Source organism: Delftia sp., from assembly GCF_059499305.1.
On sequence record NZ_JCABYI010000038.1, the window covers coordinates 128565 to 146450 of the forward strand.

At 68.2% G+C, this 17886-nt stretch carries 16 protein-coding genes; 10 read left to right on the forward strand and 6 right to left on the reverse strand.

The genetic code is table 11. The annotated features are described in order from the left end of the window. Positions 1 to 27: 27 nt before the first annotated feature. Positions 28 to 1677: an NAD+ synthase gene (locus AC5I49_RS27350; RefSeq protein WP_016451363.1), complete on the reverse strand. Its 1650-nt coding sequence runs from the start codon at positions 1675 to 1677 to the stop codon at positions 28 to 30. Between the two features lie 86 nt (positions 1678 to 1763). On the opposite strand from AC5I49_RS27350, the gene AC5I49_RS27355 reads away from it, so the two are divergent. Further along, positions 1764 to 2990: a GNAT family N-acetyltransferase gene (locus AC5I49_RS27355; protein WP_046988015.1), complete on the forward strand. Its 1227-nt coding sequence runs from the start codon at positions 1764 to 1766 to the stop codon at positions 2988 to 2990. Positions 2991 to 2993: 3 nt separating this feature from the next. On the opposite strand, the gene AC5I49_RS27360 is transcribed toward AC5I49_RS27355, so the two are convergent. The 4 genes from AC5I49_RS27360 to AC5I49_RS27375 all read right to left on the reverse strand — a co-directional run bounded on the left by AC5I49_RS27360 (position 2994) and on the right by AC5I49_RS27375 (position 8479). Then, positions 2994 to 4820, reverse strand: coding sequence for a methyl-accepting chemotaxis protein (locus AC5I49_RS27360; RefSeq protein ID WP_016447424.1), 1827 nt, complete (start codon positions 4818 to 4820; stop codon positions 2994 to 2996). Between the two features lie 500 nt (positions 4821 to 5320). Next, positions 5321 to 7081, reverse strand: a complete 1761-nt coding sequence (locus AC5I49_RS27365; protein WP_495790165.1) for a methyl-accepting chemotaxis protein — start codon at positions 7079 to 7081, stop codon at positions 5321 to 5323. 180 nt (positions 7082 to 7261) lie between these two features. Continuing rightward, positions 7262 to 7789 (reverse strand): inorganic diphosphatase, encoded by a 528-nt coding sequence (gene ppa / locus AC5I49_RS27370; RefSeq protein WP_013801496.1) that lies wholly within the window; start codon positions 7787 to 7789, stop codon positions 7262 to 7264. Between the two features lie 147 nt (positions 7790 to 7936). Continuing rightward, positions 7937 to 8479, reverse strand: a complete 543-nt coding sequence (locus tag AC5I49_RS27375; RefSeq protein ID WP_016451358.1) for an Mpo1 family 2-hydroxy fatty acid dioxygenase — start codon at positions 8477 to 8479, stop codon at positions 7937 to 7939. Between the two features lie 62 nt (positions 8480 to 8541). On the opposite strand from AC5I49_RS27375, the gene AC5I49_RS27380 reads away from it, so the two are divergent. The 9 genes from AC5I49_RS27380 (at position 8542) to AC5I49_RS27420 (ending at position 16811) form a co-directional block, all read left to right on the forward strand. After that, positions 8542 to 9381: a Crp/Fnr family transcriptional regulator gene (locus tag AC5I49_RS27380; protein WP_495790166.1), complete on the forward strand. Its 840-nt coding sequence runs from the start codon at positions 8542 to 8544 to the stop codon at positions 9379 to 9381. A 61-nt stretch (positions 9382 to 9442) separates the two neighbouring features. Next, positions 9443 to 10876: an aldehyde dehydrogenase family protein gene (locus AC5I49_RS27385; RefSeq protein WP_016447428.1), complete on the forward strand. Its 1434-nt coding sequence runs from the start codon at positions 9443 to 9445 to the stop codon at positions 10874 to 10876. 73 nt (positions 10877 to 10949) lie between these two features. Beyond that, positions 10950 to 11549, forward strand: a complete 600-nt coding sequence (locus AC5I49_RS27390; RefSeq protein WP_016447429.1) for a DUF2889 domain-containing protein — start codon at positions 10950 to 10952, stop codon at positions 11547 to 11549. Positions 11550 to 11573: 24 nt separating this feature from the next. Next, positions 11574 to 12359 (forward strand): SDR family oxidoreductase, encoded by a 786-nt coding sequence (locus AC5I49_RS27395; RefSeq protein ID WP_016447430.1) that lies wholly within the window; start codon positions 11574 to 11576, stop codon positions 12357 to 12359. 65 nt (positions 12360 to 12424) lie between these two features. Further along, positions 12425 to 13561, forward strand: coding sequence for a GTP 3',8-cyclase MoaA (gene moaA / locus AC5I49_RS27400; RefSeq protein WP_016447431.1), 1137 nt, complete (start codon positions 12425 to 12427; stop codon positions 13559 to 13561). A gap of 62 nt (positions 13562 to 13623) precedes the next feature. Next, positions 13624 to 14319, forward strand: coding sequence for a molybdenum cofactor guanylyltransferase MobA (gene mobA / locus AC5I49_RS27405; RefSeq protein WP_074921390.1), 696 nt, complete (start codon positions 13624 to 13626; stop codon positions 14317 to 14319). 29 nt (positions 14320 to 14348) lie between these two features. Next, the gene (gene moeA / locus AC5I49_RS27410; RefSeq protein ID WP_495790167.1) at positions 14349 to 15686 is read left to right on the forward strand and encodes a molybdopterin molybdotransferase MoeA; all 1338 of its coding nucleotides are present in this window, start codon (positions 14349 to 14351) and stop codon (positions 15684 to 15686) included. Positions 15687 to 15700: 14 nt separating this feature from the next. Then, a complete protein-coding gene (locus AC5I49_RS27415) occupies positions 15701 to 16033 on the forward strand; it encodes a thioredoxin family protein (RefSeq protein ID WP_034365530.1) in 333 nt (110 codons plus the stop codon). Between the two features lie 46 nt (positions 16034 to 16079). Beyond that, complete coding sequence (locus AC5I49_RS27420; RefSeq protein WP_223275354.1) at positions 16080 to 16811, forward strand: TetR/AcrR family transcriptional regulator; 732 nt, start codon at positions 16080 to 16082, stop codon at positions 16809 to 16811. Between the two features lie 47 nt (positions 16812 to 16858). Here the strand turns inward: AC5I49_RS27420 and AC5I49_RS27425 are convergent, their stop codons facing one another. Continuing rightward, a complete protein-coding gene (locus AC5I49_RS27425; RefSeq protein ID WP_026062757.1) occupies positions 16859 to 17836 on the reverse strand; it encodes a Bug family tripartite tricarboxylate transporter substrate binding protein in 978 nt (325 codons plus the stop codon). Positions 17837 to 17886 lie beyond the last annotated feature (50 nt).

The window sequence follows — 17886 nt, forward strand, 5'->3', positions numbered from 1 at the left end:
CCAGGAAACCCCGCCGCCTCAGGTGCTTCAAGCGCGAAAGCGGTTGGTGATCGGGTAGCGCCAGTCCTTGCCGAAGCTGCGGCGCGTCAGCCGCGGCCCCACGGGCGCCTGGCGGCGTTTGTATTCGTTGATCTGGATGAGGCGCGTCACTCGCTCCACATCGGCGCCGGCATATCCGTCGGCCACGATGGAGGCGATGCTTTCGTTATTTTCCATGTATCGGCGCACGATGGCGTCGAGCACCTCATAAGCGGGCAGGCTGTCCTGGTCTTTCTGGTCCGGGCGCAGTTCGGCGCTGGGCGGGCGCGTGATGATGCGATCCGGAATGGGGTCCAGCCCCGTGCCGAACGGATCGTTGGCATTGCGCCAGCGCGCCAGCGCAAAAACCTCGGTCTTGAGCACGTCCTTGATCACGGCAAAGCCGCCGGCCATGTCGCCATAGAGCGTGCAGTAGCCGGTGGACATCTCGCTCTTGTTGCCGGTGGTCAGCACCACGGAGCCGAACTTGTTGGACAGGCCCATCAGCAAGGTGCCGCGGATGCGGGCCTGCAGGTTCTCTTCGGTCGTGTCCTCGGCGCGGCCCGCGAATGCCGGGGCCAGGGCAGCCTTGAAGGCCTCGAACTGGGGCGCGATGGAGATTTCGTCATAGCGCACGCCCACACGCTCGGCCATGTCGCGCGCATCGATCCAGCTGATGTCCGCCGTATAGGGCGAAGGCATCATCACCGTGTGCACCTTGTCCGCGCCCAGCGCATCGACCGCAATCGCCAGCACCAGGGCAGAGTCGATCCCGCCCGACAGGCCCAGCAGCGCGCCGGGGAAACGGTTCTTGCCCACGTAGTCGCGCACGGCCAGCACCAGGGCGGACCACAGCGCCGGCAGGTGCTCCACCGGTGGCTGCACATCGGCGGCCAGCGTCAATTCCTGCGCGCCGGCACGCACTTCCACCAACGGCAGCGCCTCGGCAAAGGCCGCCGCGCGTGCGGCAATGCTGCCGTCGGCGTGCACGGCAAAAGAGCTGCCATCGAAGACAATTTCATCCTGGCCACCGACCAGATGTGCGTAGACCAGGGGCAGGCCGGTCTCACGCGCACGTGCAGCCAGCGTGGCTTCACGTTCGGCCTGCTTGCCCTCATGAAAGGGCGAAGCATTGATCACGGCCAGCAATTGCGCACCCGCCGCGGCAGCCGCGCTTGCCGGCCCGGGATGCCAGGCGTCCTCGCAGATCAGCAAGCCCACGCGAACTGCCTGGACCTCGACCACGCAAGGCGACTGGCCGGCCACAAAGTAGCGCTGCTCGTCGAACACGCCGTAGTTGGGCAGGCATTGCTTGGCGTAGCTGCATTCCACGCGCCCGTCGCGCAGCACGCTGGCTGCATTGCGCAACGCGCCACCAGCGCCGGGGTCGCGCCAGGGATGGCCCAGCACCAGCGCCAGGCCCGGCCATTGCGCGGTCTCCAGCGCCAGCTGCTGCACGGCCTGATCGCAGGCGTCCAGAAAGGCGGGACGCAGATAGAGGTCTTCGGCCGCATAGCCGCACAGGGCAAGCTCGGGAGTCAGCAGCAAGCGCGCTCCCGTGGCATAAGCTTCACGGGCTGCGGCAATGATTTTCTGGACATTGCCGGGCAGATCGCCCACGACAAAGTTGAGCTGGGCAGTGCAGATGGAGAGCGTCATGGAATGCAATGGAGCCAACAGGGCCGACAAGGCCACCCCACAGCGCAAGGCGGCAGCGCGCGTCACACGGGCCTGCAAGGAATGGCATGGCTGAAACCGCAATTATCACCCGCGTGCTGGACAGCGTGCAGCAGCTCGATGCCCAGGCCTGGAATGCGCTGCTGGCATCGCAGGCTGCGCCCACCCCCTTCATGCGCCACGAGTACCTGAGCGCGCTGGAATCCAGCGGCAGCGCCGTGCCGCAAACCGGCTGGGCCGCCCGCGTGGTCACGCTCTGGCAGGGCGGCGAGCTGGTCGCCGCCTGCCCGGTCTACGCCAAGGCGCATTCCTATGGCGAGTACGTGTTCGACTTTGCCTGGGCGCGTGCCTACGCCCAGCATGGGCTGGATTACTACCCCAAGGGCGTGCTCGCCGTGCCTTTCACGCCTGTGCCGGGCAGCCGGCTGCTGGCACGCACGCCGCTGCTGCGTGCGGCCCTGGTGCGCGCCGTGCGCGAATGGGCCCAGGCGCAGAAGCTGTCTTCCCTGCATTTGCTGTTCAGCGATGCCGAGGATCTGGCAGCCTGCGACGCCGACGGCTGGATGCAGCGCAGCACCGTGCAGTTCCACTGGAGCAACCAGAACGCCGGGGGTGCGGGCCACCGGGACTTCGACCACTTTCTTTCCACGCTGAACCAGGAAAAGCGCAAGAAGATTCGCCAGGAACGGCGCAAGGTGCACGAGGCCGGCGTGCGCTTTCGAGCAGTGCACGGCCCCGACATGAGCGCCCAGGACTGGGCCTTCTTCTACCGCTGCCACGAACGCACCTATCTGGAACACGGCAACGCCCCGTACCTCCAGCCGGCCTTCTTCGAGGCCATGGCGCACCAGATGCCCGAGAACTGGCTGATGTTCGTCGCCGAGCGCGACGGCCAACCCATGGCCTGCAGCCTGATCGCACTCGACGCGGCAGCCGCACGGCTTTCGGCCGGCAGTTGCGACCGCGACACGCCGCAGATCCCGCACATCCCGCAGGGCACGGCCTACGGCCGCTACTGGGGCGCGCTGGAGCGCGTGGACTGCCTGCATTTCGAGGCCTGCTACTACCAGCCTATCGCCTGGTGCATAGAACGCGGGATTGCGCACTTCGAGGGAGGCGCCCAGGGCGAACACAAGATGGCGCGGGCGCTGCTGCCCGTGGTGACGCCCAGCGCCCACTGGATTGCCCACCCGTCCTTCGCCGACGCCATCTCGCGCTTTCTGGACCGCGAGGGCGAAGGCATGGCCGGCTACCTGCAGGAGCTGCAGGCGCACAGCCCGCTGCGCCAGGACTGAGGCTCAGAAGGTTTCCCAGTCGTCATCGCCCTGACCGGGCTGGCGCGGAGCCGGCTTGCCTGTTGCTGCGGGCCCAGGGCGTGGCTGGATGGGAGGCGTGGCATCGCGCTCAAGCCGGCGGGCCAGTGTCTCGCCACCCGCTGCAGCACCGCCGCCCCCCAAGGCCGCAGGCCGTGCGGGGCTGGCCGGCGGGTTCGGCCGGACAGGCTGCGCTGCGGCGCGTGGCGCGGCGCTGGCCTGCGCCACCATCCTGTTGGGCACATGCGCATGGCTGTCCATGGCACCGCGCGGCAGCTGGAACACGGCCACGGCCTCGACCAGGTCCTGCGCCTGCTTGCGCAGCGAGGCAGCGGCGGCCGCGCTTTCCTCGACCAGGGCAGCGTTTTGCTGCGTGGTCTGGTCCATTTGCGTGACGGCTTCGCTGACCTGGGCGACGCCGGAGCTCTGCTCGGTACTGGCCGCGCTGATCTCGCCCATGATGTCGGTGACCTGGCCGATGGCAGCCACCACTTCGGTCATGGTCGTGCCTGCGCGGTCCACCAGTTGCGAGCCCTGCTCCACACGCTCCACGCTGGCCGTGATCAGCGCCTTGATTTCCTTGGCCGCCTCGGCGCTGCGCTGCGCCAGCGAGCGCACCTCGCCCGCAACCACGGCAAAGCCCCGGCCCTGCTCACCGGCACGCGCAGCCTCCACCGCGGCATTGAGCGCGAGGATGTTGGTCTGAAAGGCAATGCCGTCGATCACGCCGATGATGTCGCCGATGCGCCGGCTGCTGTCATTGATGCCCTTCATGGTTTCCACGGCCTCGGCCACCACGTCGCCGCCGCGGCGCGCAACGCTCGATGCATTGAGCGCCAGCTGATTGGCCTGGCGTGCGTTGTCGGCGTTCTGGCGCACGGTGGAGCCCAGCTCTTCCATGGATGCCGCCGTCTGCTCCAGCGCGCTGGCCTGCTCTTCCGTGCGACTGGACAGGTCGGCATTGCCGGAGGCAATCTGCGCGCTGGCCGAGGCCACGCCTTCGGCGTTCTGGCGCACGCTGCGCACGGTCTGCACCAGGCTCGATTGCATGCGCTGCAGCGCGCCCAGCAGCAGGCCGGTTTCGTCATGGCGGTCGATGTGAATGGTCCCGCCCAGATCGCCATTGGCCACGCGGTCTGCGGCATCGACCGCATGGGCCAGCGGCGTGCGGATGGAGCGCGTCAGCCACAGCCCGGCCAGCACGGCCAGCAGCACGGCGGCCAGCGCCGCCACGCTGAGGACGACGACCGAGCGCCCATAGACAGCCTCGGCATTGCGGCTTTCCTGCACGGCCGCATCGCTGTTGAGCTTGACCAGCAGGTCCAGCGTGTTCGACGAATCGTTGTAGAGCTTCAGCGACTCGCCGCCCAGCACGGCCTGGGCCTTTTCCTTTTCGCCCTGGCGTGACAGCGCCAGCACCTGCTGGCTCAGTTGCTGGTAGCGCTCGCGTTCCTGGAGCAGTTGGGCGTAGAGCCTTCGCTCTTCGTCGGAGGACAGCAGCGGCTCGTAGGCCTTCTTGCGCTCGGCCAGGCGGCGCTGCAGTTGCTCCAGCTGCTTTTCCGAATCGGTCTTGTAGGCGACATCATCATTGTTGACGTGCCGCACCTCCAGCAAACGGGTACGCACGACATCGGTGCCTATCTGGTTGATCACTTCCACGCTGGGCATGGCATTGCCGGTGATGACTTCCATGCTGGTGCGCATGGAGCGCAGTTGCACCAGGGCCGCGGCCACCACGGCCAGCAGCAGCAGCACCAGCAGGCCGAAGGTGCCCAGCATGCGCGTTGAAATCTTGAGGTTTTTCACATTCATCTCTCTTGTAGAGGTCCCGTCATCTTGTTGCGTCTTGCTCTGTCTCGCGCCATGGGCAGGCTATCAGCCAGGCCCGGCGCGAACCTTGCAGAAACAGGCCAGCCGCACCGGCCGATGGCAGCTGGCAGGCAAGGCTTGGAGAGGGGGAGGACGGGACCCCGCGGGAGCGCGGTCTGCTGGATGGCCGATGGCCGCCAGGCCAGGCGGCCATGAGAACAAGGTAATCATGGGATATCCCTTCGTTCCGAGCGAACGAGGCCAGGAGCGGCCGTTCCTCAATCTGTAAGAATAGGACTACATCTATTTACATTCTGCCAGTATCCAAGCATTGTTCAGGACAAGTTCAGGTACTTGCAGTAGGCAGAAACCTTCACTGGAGGATTTGCGCCACAGCCTCCTGCCACCCGGCGTGCGCAAGCTCAACGCAGCACGCAAAAAGAAAGCGGCCCCATGCAGGGCATGGGGCCGCCAGAGGATGGGGCGCAGCTGCGGGCAAGGCCTCAGAACGCGGCCCACTCCTCGTCGTCGGCGGTCGCGGTCCTGCTGACCTGGGCTGGCGTGGCATGTTTCGCTGGCCGGGCTGCGATGGGCGCCAGGACCGGCGGTGATGCCAAAGGGGCGGTCGCCGTTGCGCGCGGCGCCGCCACGGCCGCCTCAGCCGCCTCGGGGACCGCTGTCGAGTCTCCCGGCGCCGTGCGAAACACCGATACCGATGCCACCATGGCCCGCGCCTGCTGCTGCAGCGACTGGGCAGCGGCCGCACTTTGCTCGACCAGGGCGGCGTTCTGCTGGGTGGCCTGGTCCATTTGCGTGATGGCATCGCCCACCTGGGCCACGCCCGCGCTCTGCTCGCTGCTGGCGGCGCTGATCTCGCCCATGATGTCGGTCACGCGCCGGATGGCGGCGACGATTTCGGACATGGTCTCGCCGGCCTTGTCCACCAGCTGCGTGCCCTGCTCCACACGCTGCTCGCTGGCCTGGATCAAGGCCTTGATCTCCTTGGCCGCCTCGGCACTGCGCTGGGCAAGCGTGCGCACCTCGCCGGCCACCACGGCAAAGCCCCGGCCCTGCTCGCCTGCGCGGGCCGCCTCCACGGCGGCGTTCAGCGCCAGGATATTGGTCTGGAAGGCAATGCCGTCGATCACGCCGATGATGTCGGCGATCTGGCGGCTGCTGTCGTTGATGCCCTTCATGGTGTCCACCACCTGGGCCACAACCTCGCCGCCACGCGCGGCAATGCCCGAGGCGGAGGCAGCCATCTGGTTGGCCTGGCGCGCGTTGTCCGCGTTCTGGCGCACGGTCGCGCCCAGCTGCTCCATGGAGGCCGCGGTTTCTTCCAGAGCACTGGCCTGGCTTTCGGTGCGCGCCGACAGGTCCGCATTGCCCTGGGCGATCTCGCCAGCGGCCAGCGCCACGCCGTGCGCATTGCCGCGCACATCGCCCACCAGCTCGGCGAGCTTGCGGCGCATGTCCTCCTGTGCGTTGATGAGCTGGCCCATTTCATCCCGGCGCCGGCTGGTGACCGGCTTTTCCAGATGGCCGGCCGCCACATTGCGCGCCACGGCCACGGCCTGGGCCACCGGGCCGGTGACAGCACGCGTGATGGCCCAGCCCACCAGGGCCGCAATCGCCACCACCGCGGCCAGCGTGCCCAGCACCCAGATGCGGGCCAGGTCAAAGCCTGCCTGCGCCTGCTGTCGCGCCCGCTCACCCGCCTCGCGCTGCAGGGTCAGCAGGCGGCCGGCGCTTTCGGCCAGCTTGCCGAACTGCGCCTCGGACTCGCCGGCGAACATCAACCCCATCTCGTCGGCCATGAAGGCCTGCTCCTCGGTGGTCGAATAGTTGCCGGCACGCGCGCGCTCCAGCAGGCGCGCATGCATGGCCAGGAACTGCTGCTTGAAGCCGAGGTAGTCGTCAAAGGCCGCGCGCAGGGCCTGCTGGTCGATCAGCGCACGCAGCGCCGTCTCATGCTCGCCAATGGTCTGCAGCCGGTCCTGCACCTGCTTGGCAAAGCCATCGACCTCGGCCAGACTGCGCGCGGAGGCAATGCCGGCCTCGTGGCGACGCAGGCGGTTGTACTCGGAGCGCATGGCGCCCGCATGGAACATGCTGGGCAGGGCCACATCCGACAAATGCAATGCGTTGCGGTGCATCTGCGCCAGTTGCAACCAGGCTACCGCCCCCAGAACCGCCGAGAACAGGACCATGACGAGGAATCCCATGCCCAGCTTCGTGCCCATGCGCCAATCTGCCACCTTCATTTGCTCGCTCCCGGGCCGATGTCCCCATCAGCGCCTGATTGATCTGTCCAAACCCTGATCCATGACAAAACAAAAAACGCACCCGGCGCCTAGGTACCGGGTGCGTTTCAAATTGTATCAACTGCGAAGCGGGCATTTACCTCAGCGCAGTTGAGACTCCCTCGACGGGAGTGAAAGGGATCAGCCCTTGTAGTTGGCGATGCCGTCCACGACTTCCTTCTTGGCCTCGTCCACGCCCTTCCAGCCCAGAACCTTGACCCACTTGCCCTTTTCCAGGTCCTTGTAGTGCTCGAAGAAATGCTGGATCTGCTTGAGGGTGATCTCGTGGATGTCTTCCAGCGTGTTGATCTTGTCGTAGGCGGGCAGCAGCTTTTGCGTGGGCACGGCCAGGACCTTGCCATCCACGCCGGACTCGTCTTCCATGAGCAGGATGCCGATGGGGCGGCAGGCCACGACCACGCCCGGGGGCAGCGGGAAGGGCGTCATCACCAGCACGTCCACCGGATCGCCGTCGCCGGACAGCGTCTGGGGCACATAGCCGTAGTTGGCCGGATAGTGCATGGCCGTGCCCATGAAGCGGTCCACGAAGACGGCGCCGCTTTCCTTGTCCACTTCGTACTTGATGGGATCGGAGTTGGCCGAGATCTCGATCACGACGTTGAAGGATTCAGGAGCGTTCTTGCCCGGTGTGACTTTGTCGAAAGACATGATGGATAAGCAGAGTTGAAACGAAAGAGCCCCCGCAGGGGATAGCAGCGTGATTTTAGGCGCAGGCACACGCCCCCACGGATGGCTCCGCAGGAACGCCCGCCATGCTAAGGGCGCAAGCCTGCGCCAAGCTTGCAGCGCCCGGTCTCAGGCGTGTGCCCCGCCCGCGCGCCGGCGCACGGGGCCGCTGCGCTGCTCCACCGCATGCTGCACTTCGCGGCGCAGGCCCAGTGCAAAGCCCAGCTCGGCCAGCACGAACAGGGGTCCGATGACCAGGCCCAGGATGTCGTCCAGGAAGGCTGGCTTGCGGCCCTCGTAGTAGTGGCCCACGAACTGGATCACCCAGCCCACGGCAAAGATGCCCAGCCCCCATCCCAGCCAAGCCCCCAACGGCAGCATGGCGATGGGCTGTGCCAAGGCCAGCATCAGGGCAAGCACCACAGCCATGGCAATGCCGTAGCGCAGGTCCAGCAAACAGTAGTAGATGCCTGCCGCCAGCGCCGCCAGCAAGGCCAGGCTCAGCGGCAGGGCAGGCAGGCCGTCGCCCAATGGCATCGCCCATTGCAGACGTGCCAGCAGGATCACCACGGCCCACATGATCAGCGGCACGCCAAAGAAGTGCGTGAGGATGTTGCGTGGATCACGGTGATAGTCCGCGTACTGGGACAGTTGGTCGATGAGGGTTTTCATAGGCTGCACCGGCAGTGGATGTTGCGCAACCATGGTGGTGTCATCAAGGATTGGCGTCTGTCATGGATCCGACACAAGCCTCATCGCACACCTCGGGCTTACCCGCACCGGCAGCTCCGGCAGCCACGGCAACTGCCGCCGCCACGCGCGGCGTACGGCGCCGCGCAGTGGCCGGTCCGCCGGGCATGGCCGATCTCTGGGCCACCGTCGAGGCAGGCCGCTGGTTCCACGCCCTGCCGCCAGAGCTGGCCGCGCAGCTCAAGGCACTGGCCCAGCCCCGCACGCTGGCCGCAGGCGACTGGCTGTTTCGCCGGGGCGACCCGCCCTGTGGCCTGTACGCGGTGGCGCGTGGCGCCCTCAGCATCTCGGGCACGGCCGCCTGCGGCGAGCAGGCCCGCACGGCGCTGCTGGCCCTGGTGGAGCCGCCGATGTGGCTGGGAGAGATTGCCCTGTTCGATGGCGCACAACGCACGCACGACGCCCAGGCCGCCACGGCCTGCATCGTGCTTCACGTGCCCCAGGCACCGCTGATGCAGTGGCTGGCCGCCCACCCCGGACACTGGCAAGCGCTGGCGTTGCTGCTGACGGACAAGCTGCGCGTGTGCCTGGTGGCGCTGGAAGAGCACACGCTGCTGCCGGCCCCCCAGCGCCTGGCGCGGCGCCTGGTGCGCATGGCCGAAGGCTTTGACCAGTGGCAGCCCGACGGCCAGGGCCGCCAGCGTTGGCGGCGCGAGCTGGATGTATCCCAGGAGCAGCTGGCGCGCATGCTGGGCCTGTCACGCCAGACCACCAACCAGATCCTGCAGGAGCTGCAACTGGCCGGCTGCCTGCAGTTGCGGCGCGGCAAGATGGAGGTGCTGGACCGCCAAGGCCTGCGCGACGCGGGCTGGCCTGCGCAGTAAGCAGGCGCGCTGCAACGCCCGGGACTGGACAAGCGTCCCGGGCGCCCCACAATCGGGCTCCATGCAATACCACCACATCGGCAATGCGTCCGTGCCCACGGAATCGGGACGCACGATCCCCGTGCTGGACCCGTCGGACGGGCAGGCTTTCGACGAGCTCCAACGCGGCTCGCCCCAGGACATCGACCTGGCCGTGCGCTCTGCGCGCGAATGCCAGGACAGCGTCTGGAGCAAGCTCTCGGCCGCCGAACGCGGGCGCCTGCTGATGCGCCTGTCGGGCAGCGTGCTGCAGCATGCCGATGAACTCACGGCCATCGAGCAGCGCGACTGCGGCAAGCCCACGCGCCAGGCCCGCGCCGATGCGCTGGCGCTGGCGCGCTACTTCGAGTTCTATGCAGGCGCCTGCGACAAGCTGCACGGCGAGACCCTGCCCTATCAGCAAGGCTACAGCGCCCTGACCTGGCGCGAGCCCCACGGCGTGACCGGTCATATCGTCCCCTGGAACTATCCCATGCAGATCCTGGGCCGCAGCGTGGGCGCGGCGCTGGCCGCGGGCAATACCTGCGTGGTCAAGCCCTCGGAAGACGCCTGCCTGTCCGTGCTGCGCGTGGCGCGGCTGGCCACCGAGGTCGGCTTTCCGGCAGGCGCCTTCAACGTGGTCACCGGCCTGGGGCACGAGGTGGGCGAGGCCCTGGCGCGCCATCCAGGAGTGGACCACCTGAGCTTCACGGGCAGCCCTGGCGTGGGCACGCTGATCCAGCAGGCTGCGGCCGAACGGCACTGCCCCGTCACGCTGGAGCTGGGCGGCAAGAGTCCGCAGATCGTGTTCGCGGATGCGGACCTGGACGCCGCCGTGCCGGCCATCGTCAACGCCATCGTGCAGAACGCCGGCCAGACCTGCTCGGCAGGCTCGCGCGTGCTGATCGACTCGCTGATCTACGAGCCGCTGCTCGAACGCCTGGGCCAGGCCTTCGAGGCGCTGCGCGTGGGTCCGGCCGCCATGGACCTGGACCTGGGTCCGCTGATCCGCGCCAGCCAGCAGCAGCGTGTCTGGGATTTCCTGTCCGACGCCCAGGTGGCAGGCATTGCCGTGGTGGCGCAGGGCCAGATCGTGGAGCATGCGCCCGACAGCGGCTTCTACCAGGCGCCCACCCTGCTGCGCGACGTGCCACCCGAGCACCGGCTGGCGCAGGAAGAGATCTTCGGCCCCGTGCTCTGCGCCATGCCCTTCCATGACGAGGACCATGCCGTGCAACTGGCCAACGGCACGGCCTACGGCCTGGTGGCCGGCCTGTGGACCCGTGACGGCGCGCGTCAGCTGCGCCTGGCGCGGCGCCTGCGCTGCGGCCAGGTCTTCGTCAACAACTACGGGGCGGGTGGCGGCGTGGAGCTGCCCTTCGGCGGCGTCAAGTCCAGCGGCCATGGCCGCGAAAAGGGCTTCGAGGCGCTCTATGGCTTCACCACGCTGAAGACCGTCGCCATACGGCATGGCTGATCCTGGCGCATGACGGAAAATCGCAAGGTGCCCGGCGCCAGCCGGCCGCACGCGACAGAAAGAAGAATTCCCCATGCCCTTGTCTCCCGTTCCCGACCGCACGCCCCAGCATGAACGCGACGTGCGCTACCGCAGCTACGCCCGCGCCGATGGCCTCTGGGACATCGAAGGCGAGCTGCGCGACAGCAAGACCCATGACATCGAACTGAGCGGCGGCCGCCACATGCCGGCCGGCACGGCCATACACCACATGTGGATACGCACCACGGTCGATGCCCGCCTGGCGGTGCAGGCCATCGAGGTCGTCATGGACTCCCATCCGCTGGGCCACTGCCCCGAGGCCACGCGGGCCCTGCAGAAAATGGTCGGCTGCAGCATGGCGCGCGGATGGCGCAAGGCCATCAACGAGAACCTGGGCGGCGTGGCCAGCTGCACGCATCTGCGCGAGCTGCTGTTCAACATGGCCACGGCCGCCTTCCAGTCCGTGCCCGGCGTCTTTGGCGATGCCGACCCCAGCCAGCCGCCACGCCACCTGGGCCAGTGCCTGGGCTGGGACTTCAATGGCCCCGGCGTGGCGCGCTACTACCCGCAGTTCGTGGGCTGGCAGCCCGGCACAGGCGGCGTGGCCCCGACCCCGGCGACCACAGCCACCACCGAAACCCAGGGGGCCTGACCCCCGACCGAGGAGCAAAGCCCGATGCGTGTCCAGGACAAATCCATCATCGTCACAGGCGCCGGCAGCGGCATAGGAGCCGGCATCGCCATGCGGCTGGCCGCCGAAGGCGCGCATATCGTCGTCAACGACATCGACCGCGAGGCCGGCACGCGCGTGGCACAGGCCATCAACGCCGTGGGCGGCCGCGCGCTCTATGTGCAGGCGGACATGACGCAGGGCGAACAGGTCAAGGCCCTGGTGGCCGCCACACTGCAGGCCCACGGCCGGCTCGATGTCTTCGTCAACAACGCGGGCTGGACGCACCGCAACCGTCCCATGCTCGAAGTCAGCGAGGCCGAGTTCGACCGGGTCTATGCCATCAACGTCAAGAGCATTTATCTCTCGGCCATCCACGGCGTGCCGGCCATGCGCGCCAATCCGCCGATGGCCGATGGCCGCCCCGGCGGCGGCAGCTTCATCAACATCGCCTCCACGGCAGGCCTGCGCCCGCGCCCGGGGCTGACCTGGTACAACGGCTCCAAGGGCGCCGTCATCGTGACCAGCAAGTCCATGGCCGCGGAACTGGGCCCGGAGAACATCCGCGTCAACTGCATCAACCCCGTCTTCAACCCCGACACAGGCCTGGCCGCCGAGTTTGCCGGCGGCCCCGTGGACGAGGAGCGCCGCGCGCGCTTTCGCGCGACGATTCCGCTGGGCCGCTTTTCCACGGCGCTGGACGTGGCCAATGCCGCGCTGTATCTGGCCAGCGACGAGGCGGCCTTCATCAGCGGCACCTGCATCGAGGTGGACGGAGCGCGCTGCGTCTAGACGCAGATCAAGATCTGCAGGCTTGCGCAGAGCCTGGACATAGGCATTCGGGCAAAATCGCGGGCATGGCAGAACGAGTGATCCCCCTGGTCGACGAGCGCGCCCCCACGCGCCCGGCCACCGTGCCAAGACTGCTGCAGGCGCCCACCGGCGATCTGCGTGACAGGCTTGGCCGGCCGCTGCGCGACCTGCGCATCAGCATCACCGACCGCTGCAACTTCCGCTGCAGCTACTGCATGCCCAAGGAAGTCTTCGACAAGAACTACCGCTACCTGCCGCACGGCTCGCTGCTGAGCTTCGAGGAGATCACGCGCACGGCCCGCCTGTTCGTGCAGCATGGCGTGCGCAAGATCCGCCTGACCGGCGGCGAGCCGCTGCTGCGCAAGAACGTGGAAACGCTGGTGGAGCAGCTGTCTGCCCTGCGCACGCCCGACGGCCATCCGCTGGACCTGACGCTGACCACCAACGGCTCGCTGCTGGCGCGCAAGGCCCGGGCGCTCAAGGCGGCCGGCCTGAACCGCGTCACCGTCAGCCTGGACGGGCTGGACGACGCGGTGTTCCGCAGCATGAACGACGTGGACTTCCCGGTCTCCGACGTGCTGGCCGGCATCGAGGCGGCCCAGGCGGCAGGCCTGGGCAACATCAAGGTCAACATGGTGGTCAAGCGCGGCACCAACGAGGACCAGATCCTGCCCATGGCGCGCCACTTCCAGGGCACGGGCGTGACCTTGCGCTTCATCGAATACATGGACGTGGGCGCGACCAACGGCTGGCGCATGAACGAGGTCCTGCCCTCCGACGAAGTCATCGCCCGGCTGCGCGCCGAGCTGCCCCTGGTGCCGCTGCAGGCCAGCAGCCTGGGCGAGACCGCCGTGCGCTGGGGATATGCCGATGCGCAGGGCCTGCACGATCCCTCGCTGGGCGAGGTCGGCGTGATCAGCAGCGTCACCCACGCCTTTTGCGGCGACTGCAACCGTGCGCGCCTGTCCACCGAGGGCCGGCTGTACCTGTGCCTGTTCGCCTCCGAAGGCTGGGACCTGCGCAGCCTGCTGCGCAGCGGCGCCAGCGACGAGGAAGTGGCAGCCGCGCTGGCCCCCATCTGGCAGCAGCGCACCGACCGCTATTCCGAACTGCGCGCCAGCCTGCCGTCCAGCACGGACACGCAGCGCAGGCGCATAGAGATGAGCTACATCGGCGGCTGAGCCCGCGCGTCGCGCGCGGCTCCCTTTCCCTTTCCCCTCGGTTTCTCCATCACAAGCCACACATGCCCGTTTCCTCTCTGCCCGACACCCTGCCCTTGAGCGACATCACGGGCTGCGTGCTGGCAGGCGGGCGCGGCATGCGCATGGGCGGCATCGACAAGGGCCTGCAGCCCTTTCTGGGCCAGCCGCTGGCGGGCCACGCGCTCAGCCGCCTTGCGCCCCAGGTCGGGCATCTGATGCTCAACGCCAATCGCCATACCGAGGCCTATGCGCAACTGGGCGCCCCCTATGGCGCCCCGGTCTGGCCCGATGCCGAACCCGACTACCCCGGCCCGCTGGCCGGCTTTCTGAGCGGCCTCACCCATTGCCAGACACCCTGGCTGGTCTGCGTGCCCTGCGACACGCCGCTGTTCCCCCAGGACCTTGTACAGCGGCTCGCGCAGGCTGCGCTGGCGCAGCAGCCTGCGGCCGACATCGTCGTCGCCCATGGCTGGGAACGCTCGCTTGATACAGATCAATCCAGGCTGCGTGCCCAGCCCGTGTTCTGCCTGATGCGGTCATCGCTGCGTGATAGCCTGCAGTCCTTCATACGTTCGGGCGGCCGCAAGATCGATGCCTGGACGGGCCAGCACCGCTGCGCCACCGCCCTCTTCGATCGCGCGGACGACAGCCCGCTGGCCTTTGCCAACGCCAACACGCAGCAGGAGCTGCAGGCCCTGGCGCAGGCCGCGGCCTGTGTGCCCGTGACGCCGCCGTGACCGGCCTTGCCCCACCGGATTCCGTTCTGATGACCGCCACCTTCCAGCCCGCCTCCGCCCCCATCGCCTCCGCCCAGGACCTGAGCGTTGATCAGGCACTGTCCCAGCTGGCCAGCCTGATGCAGCCCCTGGGCCCGGTGGCGGATGTGGAAACACTGGCGCTGGCCGACGCGCTGGACCGCATGCTGGCCGAAGACATCGTCTCCCCCATCGACGTGCCCGCACATGACAACGCCGCCATGGATGGCTATGCCTTCGACGGCAGCCAGCTGCAGGCCGGCGCCCCGCTGGTGCTGCGCGTGGTCGGCCAGGCCCTGGCCGGCAAGCCCTGGCATGGCACGGTGCGGGCGGGCGAGTGCATCAAGATCATGACGGGCGCCGTGCTGCCGCCCGGTCTGGACACGGTGATCGCGCACGAACGCACCGAGCCCGCCGATGCGGCCTCGCCCGACCATGTACGCATCCCCGCCGGCAGCGTGCGCACCGGAGACAACCGCCGCAGGCGCGGCGAGGATCTGAGCCAGGGCTGCGTGGCGCTGGCGGCGGGCCAGCGCCTGCATCCGGCAGCCCTGGGCCTGATCGCCAGCCTGGGCCAGTCTCAGGTGCATGTTCGCAGGCGGCTGCGCGTGGCCTATTTCTCCACGGGCGATGAAATCCTGCACCCCGGCACGGCGCTGCGCGAAGGGGCGGTCTACGACAGCAACCGCTTCAGCCTCATCGGCCTGCTGCAGCGCATGGGCGTCAAGGTGCTGGACCTGGGCGTGGTGGCCGACCAGCCCGAAGCCTTGCAGGAGCGCCTGCGCGAAGCCGCCTCCCTGGCCGACGTGGTGCTGACCAGCGGCGGCATCAGCGCGGGCGAGGCCGACCATACGCGCGCCATGCTGCAACGCATGGGCAGCGTTCATTTCTGGCGCCTGGCCATGCGGCCGGGCCGGCCGCTGGCCGTGGGCCTGTTGCAGCCCGATGCGGGCACGCCATTTGCCGCCAGCCGGCCACCGGCACGCACCACGGTACTGATCGGCCTGCCCGGCAATCCCGTGGCTGCCATGGTGAGCTTTCTGGTCTTTGTACGGCCGGCGCTGCTGCAGCTCATGGGCGCCGCCGCCGTGGACGGTGAACCGGCCGCCCTGCCCCAGGCTGTGGCTGCGCAGGCCCTGTCCAAGCGGCCAGGCCGCACCGAGTACCAGCGCGGCATTCTGTCCAAGGGCGCCGATGGCCTCTGCATGGTGCGCACCACGGGGCCGCAGGGCTCGGGCGTACTCAGTTCCATGGCCGAGGCCGACTGCCTCATCGTGCTCGAACATGAGCGCGCTGCCGTGCAAGCCGGCGAAACCGTGTCCATCCTGCCGCTGCAGGCCTTTCCCTGACAGGAGATTGCCCCATGCCCTTCCAGTCCAAGCACCTGACCGACGCCCCCGATCGCAGCACCGTCGATACGCTGCCCGGCGCTACCTTGCTGGAGTTCGGCACCGCCTGGTGCGGCCACTGCCAGCGCGCGCAACCGCTGATTGCCCAGGCGCTGGATGCCGCCCCGCAGGTGGCCCACATCAAGGTGGAAGACGGCCCCGGCAGGGCCCTGGGACGCAGCTACCGCGTCAAGCTCTGGCCCACCCTGGTCTTTCTGCGTGACGGGCAGGAGGTGCAAAGGCTGGTGCGGCCCCAGCAGGCCCGCGAGATCGAGGACGCGCTGGCCCGCATCACCGCCCAGCCCTGACACTTGCGGCGCAGCCGCTGCCTGTGTATCGCCGACAATGGCCCGCATGCCGTCCCAAAAGAAGCCTGCCGATTCCGCGCCCAAGAAGCCCCGCCGCAACAGCGGCCGCCCGCTGGCCGACGATGCCGTCGGCCGGGACATCATCCTGCAGACCACGGTCAACCTGCTCAAGACCCGCACGCCGGAGCAACTGAGCATTCTGGAAATCGCGGCGGCGGCCGGCGTCACGCGGGCGCTGGTGCGCTACTACTTCAGCAGCCTCAAGGGACTGCTGCAGGAAGTGACGGAGTCCCTGATGCGCGAGTTGCAAAACCGCATGGAAGTGGCGCTCAGGACGCAGGGCACGGTGGAAGAGCGCGTCTACCAGCGCCTGCTGCTGCGGCTGGATTTCATGCGCGAGCACCCGCAGTTCGAGCGGCTGGCGCTGTCCGAGATCTACCACTATGAAAGCGAAGAAGAGCCTCCGCCCTCGGGCACGCCGCTGCAGCGCATCACGCGGCGCGGGCTGGAGCTGACCTCGACCATGCTGATGGACGGAGCGCAGGCCAGCCACCCGGCACAGGTGGACCCGCGCTTCATCCACCTGGCCATCCTCAGCATTTCGGCCTTCCTGCCCACAGCACGGCCGCTGCTGGCCGAACTGTTCGGGGAAGGGCCGCAGGCAGACCAGCAGGTCGAGCACTATCTGCGCTTCATGTCCCACCTGCTGGCCGAGCGCATCAGGCAGGATGCGCCGGCGCAAGACCACCCACCACACCCGGGCCACCACCCGGATTGACTTGCGCCGGCGCCCGCTGCTCCCTCCTTTCGTCCGGTGCGCTGCCCTCAGTCGGACTGTATGCCCAGCTCCTTGACCAGCCGCCCGAAGCGCTCGAAGTCGCTGGCATTGGTCTTGCCCAGGCGCTGCGGCGGGCCGCCCACAGGGACGGTTCCCAGCGTGGCCATGCGTGCCACCACGTCGGGCATCTTGAGGACCTCGTTCAGGTGCGTATTCAGCAGCCTGACCACGTCGGCAGGCATGTTCCTGGGGCCGAACAGGCCGTACCAGGCCGTCAGCTCCACGTCCTTGTAGCCCAGTTCGGCCAGCGTGGGCACGTCGGGCGCAAGCGGCGAGCGCTGGGCGTCGGCCACGGCCAGCGCCACCAGCTTGCCGCCGGGCAGGTAGGGCGCGATGGAGCCCAGCGTGCTGTAGGTGAAGGGCACATGGCCGCCCACCACGTCCGTGACCGCAGGCGCCACGCCCTTGTAGGGGATGGACTCGAAGCGGGCGCCCGTGGCGCGCCGGACCATCTCGCCCAGAAAGTGCATGGGCGAGCCATTGCCCGGGGTGGCGTAGCCCAGCGAACGGCCCTGGCTCGCGGATACGGCCTCCTTGAGCGTGCGCACGCCCGCGCCGGGTCCGGCGACAAGGAACAGCGATGTGGAGCCGACCTCGATCACGGGCGTGAATCCGTTGAGCACGTCATATCCGTGGCCTGCGCCCAGCTTGAGCACCAGCTGGGCCATGGCAAAGGTATTGGGCGCCAGCAGCAGCGTATAGCCATCGGCCGGCGCCTTGGCCACATAGCTGCTGCCGATGGTGCCGCTGGCGCCTGCGCGGTTGTCCACAAGCACCGACTGTCCGATGCGGGCCGACAGCTTCTCGCCCAGCAGGCGCGCCAGCGCATCGGTGTCACCGCCTGCGGGATAGGCCACGACGATGGTGACGGGCTTGTGGGGATAGGCCTGCGCCTGGGCAGGACCGGCCAGCAGGGCCATGGCCAGGGCCATGCCTAGGGCAAGCGTTTTGCGTTTCGCTTTCATGGGATGGGCTTTCATCGTGGGTTTTGTCATTTTCAGCAAAGGCCGGGGCC